At 33.1% G+C, this 6,845-nt stretch carries 6 protein-coding genes; 2 read left to right on the top strand and 4 right to left on the bottom strand.

Annotated elements, in window-relative coordinates; all coding sequences use genetic code 11:
• Together lepB and ACJAX4_RS07035 are read right to left on the bottom strand one after the other, a co-directional pair.
• Positions 1–428 (bottom strand): signal peptidase I (gene lepB / locus ACJAX4_RS07040; RefSeq protein WP_435788744.1); only part of this gene is annotated, 428 nt, incomplete at its 3' end.
• Positions 429–608: 180 nt separating this feature from the next.
• A complete protein-coding gene (locus ACJAX4_RS07035; RefSeq protein ID WP_435788743.1) occupies positions 609–1,856 on the bottom strand; it encodes a hypothetical protein in 1,248 nt (415 codons plus the stop codon).
• Positions 1,857–2,072: 216 nt separating this feature from the next.
• Here ACJAX4_RS07035 and ACJAX4_RS07030 point away from each other — a divergent pair, with 216 nt between their 5' ends.
• A complete protein-coding gene (locus tag ACJAX4_RS07030; protein ID WP_435788742.1) occupies positions 2,073–2,519 on the top strand; it encodes a hypothetical protein in 447 nt (148 codons plus the stop codon).
• 20 nt (positions 2,520–2,539) lie between these two features.
• Here ACJAX4_RS07030 and ACJAX4_RS07025 read toward each other — a convergent pair whose 3' ends face one another.
• On the bottom strand, positions 2,540–3,331 hold the full coding sequence (locus tag ACJAX4_RS07025) for a pseudouridine synthase (protein WP_435788741.1): 792 nt from the start codon (positions 3,329–3,331) through the stop codon (positions 2,540–2,542).
• A gap of 283 nt (positions 3,332–3,614) precedes the next feature.
• Between ACJAX4_RS07025 and ACJAX4_RS07020 the strand changes: the two genes are divergently transcribed.
• A complete protein-coding gene (locus tag ACJAX4_RS07020) occupies positions 3,615–5,051 on the top strand; it encodes a peptidoglycan binding domain-containing protein (protein WP_435788740.1) in 1,437 nt (478 codons plus the stop codon).
• A gap of 66 nt (positions 5,052–5,117) precedes the next feature.
• Here the strand turns inward: ACJAX4_RS07020 and ACJAX4_RS07015 are convergent, their stop codons facing one another.
• On the bottom strand, positions 5,118–6,593 hold the full coding sequence (locus ACJAX4_RS07015) for a protein adenylyltransferase SelO (RefSeq protein WP_435788739.1): 1,476 nt from the start codon (positions 6,591–6,593) through the stop codon (positions 5,118–5,120).
• Positions 6,594–6,845: the final 252 nt, after the last annotated feature.

Raw genomic sequence — 6,845 nt, 5'->3', positions numbered from 1 at the left:
GAATTTGCTCTATTGTCTCCAAGAAAAAAGTAGCTATCTTCTGGCACTTCAAATTTTATGCCTGCTTTCCCACCTGGATATGCAACATAACTCTCATCTATTTGCATTCCATTTATATATATTGATCCATCTTCTTTAATATCTATTTCATCATTGGGTAGTCCAATAAGCCTCTTTATTAAATCTTCCCCTGATTCATCCTCACCCAATTCATCAGAATGAAAGACTACTATATCACCATGTTTAAGATTGTTTTTATTATGAACCCTTGTTACTAAAATCTTATCATTTAAGTTTATGGTTGGTAGCATTGATCCCGTTGGGACCGTTACATTAAAGAAAATAAGCTTATTTATAATAAATGCTATTATAATGGCTGCAATTATAGGCAAAACCCAATCTTGAAATATCCTTTTTATAGTAATCATTATTATCCCCTCTCAAATCTAATCCATTAATATTTTATCACAATATTTATAATATAACAGTATTTATATTTATTCCTTATAAATAATCAATAAATTCATTATGATTTTTAAAAACCCTAAGTAGCGGTAGACTCAAAAAAATCTAGCATTTTCTTACTATGCTAGATCTAACATTTCTACTTATTTTCTCTGTGCAAAATGTTCCATGATTTTTGCCCATATACGTTTTGTTTCGTCAAATTCCCCATAATGTTTCTCCACATTTCTATGGTATTTTTCTAGTTCAGTTAAGATATTCATAAACTCTGGTTTTCCAAAATAAGCACATATTTTAGGCAGTGTAACACTTAGCTGTTCCCGCATCTCTTTAATCTTTTCCGTGTAGTGCTCTGGTTGAGTTATATATAGTAATAGTGGCTTATACCGAACCCATCCTATACATGCATTATAAAAGCGAATGGTAATCTTGTCTGTATCAGCTTTTATAAACTTCAATTTAATCGGAAGAACACCTTCTAAAAGATGATTATATGTTGAAAAGCCATCATGAAAAGTGTAACATGGAACTCTCATGATTTTTCGATCACTTAGACAAGTACTTAAAAAAGTATCCTCTCCTCTGGCTCCTGGTGGATTATAAAACGGGAAAATACGCTTAGGATCCGTAAGGTTAATACATAAATTAGCCCCTGATATGAATTTAGAACGATTTATTTCCTCAATCTCTTCCGCATCATCTCTTGTCAATATGTTTGTATCAGCATAAGTTACCCCGCCATTCTTCATAACATCTTTCAGCTTGTCCCAATTAACTATATCATTACTAATAGCTTCAATAAAAGATCGGAAATCGCTTTCCTTCATAGTGTCATTAAATTCCATATACGGAATAGGCGATATGTAACCGCAGTGATTTCCGTGGGTCATATCAGCTTCTGTAATATATTTAAGATGTTGTGCCAAAACATGCTGACCTCCCCAAATCGCAGTATTCCTGGTATTCGTCACTGCCATAGGGTATTCGTCGTCATCAAGAAAAACTAGATAATCCATATCTTTTTTTATAGCGTTATACAGTACCGCATTACGCTGAGCCGCATACCCCTTACCAAAAATCATATGTATTTCATCAATATTCAGCACATTTTCTCTGATTAAATAGTCAATTTCTTCCTTTGTTTCTACACTTCCTATAAATACGCTGCTATCAATACTCTTCACTAAATCTGGGTGTACATTAGTGTAATCCGTTATTTTAGTTTTACGATAAAAAAGATCATATGCAACAAAAAGATTCAAACTAATCCTTTTGTTTGCTACTAGTCCAGATTCCTTCCAGTTTTTTATGTTAGTTCTGAGCACCTTTTGAAAACTCTTTCTACCAGTGGCAAACCCTATTGCAACTTTTATGTCTTTATCATTCTGCATTTAATCACTCCCTATTCATATAAAATGTATGTAAAATTATTTCTATATTAGCATTATACCATAAATATTCCATAAAATCCTATAAATAAAGACCACAATTAATTCAAAACTGCCTTCATTTTATAATTTACTAATATAAAGAGGTATTTTAAATACAATTATAGAATATATAGTTTCTAAATGAAAAAAAAAAATATATAGTCAGGGGACAACCATATGAATAATTCATTAAAAATTAACCTAGGAAAGAAAAAATCAGTTACCACCATAAGCATTCTTATATTGACTATGCTATTTACATTGTTGCTACCTGGATGTAGCGGAGAAGACTTTGGAACTAAACTTACTTTTGGAGACAACAACGAACTATATTACACTGATATTATAAAGATAACTGAAGCGCAATCTCTTGGAGATTACTTGATTAACGAGGGTTTTTTTAAAGAGGACGACAATGAAAGATCTGTGCAATTAAATAAGGAAGGAACTACTTACGAATTTCGCATAGTAATAAAGAAGGGTCTTGAGCAAGATGATGATACAATAGACATAATGAAAATATTCACCACCGAATTATCAGAGAATGTATTTAATGGAGCAAGTGTAGATATCCATCTTTGTGATGATACATTTAAAACTTTAAGAGTAGTAGTAGCACAATAATTCACTTTAAATAAAACTTTCTATTTTTTTATATTCTCCAATACCCTTTGAATTTCCACTTCTGTAAGTAACCGATACTGACCTTTTTCAAGAGATTTATCTAACATTAATTCTCCGATGGAAACCCTCTTCAAATACACCACGTAACAGCCTACTGACTTTAACATACGTTTGACTTGGTGCCTCCGTCCCTCCGAAATAGTAAGATATCCAGAAACAACAGTCTGCTCATACTGATCCGAATCTATGTTACATAAATTAACATTAGGTATTTCTTCTTTAAAATCTCTATACATCCCATGTTTTTGCACTTCTATTTTTGCAGGTTTTGTTAGTATTTCACCTTTTCCTAAGTAAATCCCTTGCTCTAATTGCTTTCTATCTTCCTCGTAAATAGTCCCCAAGGCCCAAAAAAAATAAGTTTTTTCAACATGTTTTTGTGGGTACATTAACTTATGTTCAAAGTCTCCGTCGTTTGTAAGTAACAATAATCCTTCTGTATCTTTATCTAATCTGCCAACATGAAATACTCCATTCATGTTAACATTATTAAAAAAATCAAATACCGTTTTATTAACTGTATCCACTCTTGCAGTAATGTAGCCAGCTGGTTTATTAAACATATAATATACTTTCCCTGTATAAACAACTACTTTTGAAAGGTACTCGATAACATCATCGTTTTCGTTGATTTCTATTGCAGGTTTTGTTATAACGTCTCCATTTACCTCAACCATACCCTCTGCGATATAAGTTCTAACCTTTTTCCTCATTCCAATATCCGATTGTGCTAAAAATTTATCTAATCTCATATTTCATTACTTCTCTTTCTCTATAATATTATTTTATATACATTCAAAATATATCCTCATTCAACATAATATTCAATATATTTTTTATTGTTTTGCTTCCTATAACTCTATTATATATCTATTTTAGTTATAAAAATATGTTTAAAATAGGAATTTTTAAATAATCATATCAACTATTGTTTTTACATGGAATTACAATGATAAATATTTATTTATTCGCTTTACATTAACTGTATATTGGAATATGATTAACTTGTAATTATTATATTAAAAGAGGTGTATAATGGAAATTAAACCAATAAAACACAGTAAATTAATAAAACACAATAAATTAATAATGAAAATACAATCACTAAAAGGCATTTTTTTTGTAAAAGCTAGCCTTATTTCTATTTCCATTTTTCTTATTTTATTTTTCGGTATATCAATGTTTTTCAGCACTCATTTTTATTTTGATACTACAATTAATAACATAAATGCCTTTGGTAAAACCGTAAAAGAATTAGATGAATTACTATTATTAAAATCTAAATCATACACACTAGAACTTGTAGAACGAAACGGTGTTAAAGAACAAATTGGATCTACCGATATTGAACTCAAATATAATGCAAAGGATAAAATTCAAGAATTAAAAAATAATCAGCATTCTCTCAAGTGGATTAATTCGCTCTTTAACCAAAAGACTTATGAAATAGACGACATAGTAACATACAATGAAAAACTATTAAAAGAGCATTTTGATAAACTGTCTTGTTTTGATACTGCAAATATAGTTGAACCTCAAAATGCTAACTTTGAATATAATGGTGCCGGCTATGTAATTGTAAATGAAATTATGGGTACTAAAGTGAACAGCGATACTTTGTACACAAATGTTGTAAATGCAATTCTTAGGGGCGAGCCGACCATCAATTTGGAGGATAAAAATCATTATATAAATCCAAAGTACACCTCTATTTCTAAAAAAATTATTGACACTAAATTATTGCTTAATAAATACATATCCTCAGAATTAACTTATACCTTTACAGGTGGCAAAGAGATTATAGATGCTTCTCTAGTAAATACTTGGATCACAGTTAACGAAAACCTTGAAGTCTCGTTTGATGAAGAGAAAATGAAAAGTCATCTATCTAAATTAAATGATAATTATGATACCTATGGCAACCAAAGAGAATTTTCTACCTCCCTTGGAACAACAATAAATACTAACGGGGGAAATTATGGGTGGTTAGTTAACCGTAAAGGAGAAGTCGCTGATTTAATTCTGTCTATAAAAGATGGACAACCCGTAGAGAAAGAACCCAGATATATACAAACCGCAATGACTCATGCTATTAATGATATTGGAAATACCTATGTGGAAATTAATATGACAAAACAGCATTTATGGTTTTATAAGGATAGTGCTCTTATAGCAGAGGGACCTGTGGTTACTGGTAATGTAAGCAAAAATTATGGAACACCTAAAGGTGTTTATATCCTAGCATATAAAGCAAGAAATGCAACATTAAAGGGAGAGAATTATAGTACGAATGTCAAAGTATTTATGCCCTTTAACGGTGGAATTGGAATACATGATGCTAGCTTCAGATCATCCTTTGGAGGAGATATATATTTAAAAAAGGGCTCTCATGGCTGTGTAAACGCACCACCAGCTTTAGCACAAAAAATATTTAATAACATTGATGAAAGGACTCCAGTTGTTTGCTATTAGAATTTGTATAAGTATAGCCCTTTAGGTTAATAACCTTAAAGGGCTATACTTTTTTCTATCTCTTTATCATGTACCACAAAAGGTCCGGTAAGGACTTGTTGACGACTCAGGAAGTGTTGAGTAATCTGTCTGCTCTTTTGAGTATGCGCAAGGACTTGAAAGAACATCAAGCAGCCTATCCATTACACTATAGTCTCCCTTACTCACTGCGGCTTCTAGTGCATCTTCTACCCGGTGGTTTCGAGGTATTATAGCGGGATTATTGCTTCGCATCAATTGATACGAGGAGGCTTTTGTTTCCTGCTGCCTTCCTAATCTCTCTTGCCATGACTCATGCCAATGCGCAAATCCTGTGGTTCCAAACAGGGTATCCTCGCGCGTCTTATCAGTAGTTAATGCACTAAAGGTGTTGGTGTAATCCGACGCATGCTTCTGCATCATACTGAGTAGATTGTTAATAAGAGTTTCATCCTGTAGCTCTTCATTAAATATCCCTAGTTTTGATCTCATTCCTGTAAGCCAATTAGATTGATACAAATTAGTAAAATCTGAAATCGCATTTTGAGCAAGTTTTACAGCCTGATCCTGATCTCGATGCAACAGTGGCAATAGCGTTTCAGCAAATCTTGCCAGATTCCATGCTGCAATACTTGGCTGATTACCGTAGGAATATCTTCCATTAATGTCAATAGAACTGAATACCGTTTTTGGGTCATAAGCATCCATAAATGCGCAAGGACCATAATCAATAGTTTCTCCACTAAGTGCCATGTTGTCTGTGTTCATCACCCCGTGAATAAACCCAACCAGTTGCCATTTGGCAATTAACGCAGCTTGACGCTTGATTACTTCCTGAAGTAAAAAAAGATAAGGATTCTCATTATTTTCAACCTGTAGAAAATGTCTTTGCAATGTATAATCAGCAAGAGCTTTAAGCTCATGCACAGTGCACCATTTTGAAACATACTGGAAGGTTCCAACGCGCAGATGACTGTCAGACACGCGGGTCATAATTGCGCCAGACAGTTCAGTTTCGCGGATTACTAACTCGCCCGTTGTCACCACCGCTAAACTACGTGTAGTTGCAATACCTAGAGCATACATTGCTTCGCTAATAATGTGTTCACGCAGCATTGATCCAAGTGTTGCTCGACCATCACCTCCACGGGAGTATGGCGTTTTCCCTGAACCCTTGAGCTGAATATCAACCCTCTTACCTAATGGAGTGATCTGCTCCCCAAGTAGTACCGCACGACCATCGCCAAGCATTGTAAAATGCCCAAATTGATGACCTGCATATGCTTGAGCAAGAGGCAAAGCATTTTCAGGAATAAGATTCCCGGAAAGCGCAGCTAAGCCATCTCGACTTTTAAGTGTCTCTGCACTTAGCCCCAGAGATGACGCCAACGGATAATTAAAAATGATAAGCTTCGGTGAGCATACTGGCGTTGATTTGACTCTGGTAAAAAGTGATTTTGGCAGATGAGCATAACTGTTATCTAAGTTCCACCCTACTTCTGTTTTTTCTTTTATCTCAGTCATCATATCGCCTCTCTTACTTTGTCTATTTTTAAACTCTTGTTTAATAATAGTATAACCAATTTTATTCCTGTATGATGCAGAAAAAATTTACCTGCAACGATTTTAATTGTATGCTTTTTTAGTAGTTTAAATCTGAGCAATTTTTTATATGAAATATTCATTATTAATAGTATAATTAAGTAAATATATTGATTTACAGTATTAGTATTCCAGTAAGTATTATTGAATTCTTTATATAATTAAATTTAATAC

The organism is Clostridium sp. (assembly GCF_051278035.1).
Taxonomy (GTDB): Bacteria; Bacillota; Clostridia; order Clostridiales; family Clostridiaceae; genus Clostridium_AD.
The sequence above is the reverse complement of the archived record's forward strand: the minus strand, read 5'-3'. Positions and strand labels throughout refer to the sequence as shown.

Excerpts from the sequence above, each read along its gene's own strand:
- ACJAX4_RS07035 (WP_435788743.1), bottom strand. The coding sequence starts at position 1,856 with ATGCAGAATGATAAAGACATAAAAGTTGCAATAGGGTTTGCCACTGGT.
- ACJAX4_RS07030 (WP_435788742.1), top strand. The coding sequence starts at position 2,073 with ATGAATAATTCATTAAAAATTAACCTAGGAAAGAAAAAATCAGTTACC.
- ACJAX4_RS07025 (WP_435788741.1), bottom strand. The coding sequence starts at position 3,331 with ATGAGATTAGATAAATTTTTAGCACAATCGGATATTGGAATGAGGAAA.
- ACJAX4_RS07020 (WP_435788740.1), top strand. The coding sequence starts at position 3,615 with ATGGAAATTAAACCAATAAAACACAGTAAATTAATAAAACACAATAAA.
- ACJAX4_RS07015 (WP_435788739.1), bottom strand. The coding sequence starts at position 6,593 with ATGACTGAGATAAAAGAAAAAACAGAAGTAGGGTGGAACTTAGATAAC.